We start from the raw sequence: 546 nt of genomic DNA on the forward strand, positions 1-546 counted from the left end.
GAAGACGCGGTGGCCGGTGGTGAGGAGGGTGGTGAGGGCGGCGTCGAAGCGGACGGTTTCGCGCAGGTTGGTGAACCAGTAGCCCGCGTCCATGGTGGCGGTGTCGATGGCCTCACCCGTGACCGTCGAGATGAGCGGGGTGTGGCCGGTGCGCGGCTCGACGGGGGCGAGGAGTTCGAGGAGTTCCTCGCGCAGGTCCTCGACCTGGGGGGAGTGGGAGGCGTAGTCGACGGCGATGCGGCGGGCCTGGATCCCGTCGGCCTCGCAGCGTGCGGCGAGGGCCTCCAGCTCCTCGGGGGCACCGGAGACGACGACCTGCTCGGGGCCGTTGACGACGGCGATCTGCAGACCGGCCGTGAGGTGTTCGCCGATGCGCTCCTGCGGAGCCAGGACGGAGAGCATGCCGCCGCGGCCGGAGAGGCGGGTGATGGCGCGGCTGCGCAGGGCGACGATCCGTGCGGCGTCCTCCAGCGTCAGGGCGCCGGCGACGTGGGCGGCGGCGATCTCGCCCTGCGAGTGGCCGACCACGGCGGCGGGCTTCACGCC

General features: G+C 73.4%; 1 protein-coding gene. It reads right to left on the reverse strand.

Translation table 11 applies throughout. From position 1 onward, the window contains the following. A partial coding sequence (locus tag VR45_RS41650; protein ID WP_045945194.1) for an acyltransferase domain-containing protein occupies nucleotides 1-546 on the reverse strand: 546 nt, incomplete at both ends.

Origin of the sequence: Streptomyces sp. NRRL S-495 (genome assembly GCF_000966955.1) — a bacterium.
GTDB lineage: Bacteria > Actinomycetota > Actinomycetes > Streptomycetales > Streptomycetaceae > Kitasatospora > Kitasatospora purpeofusca.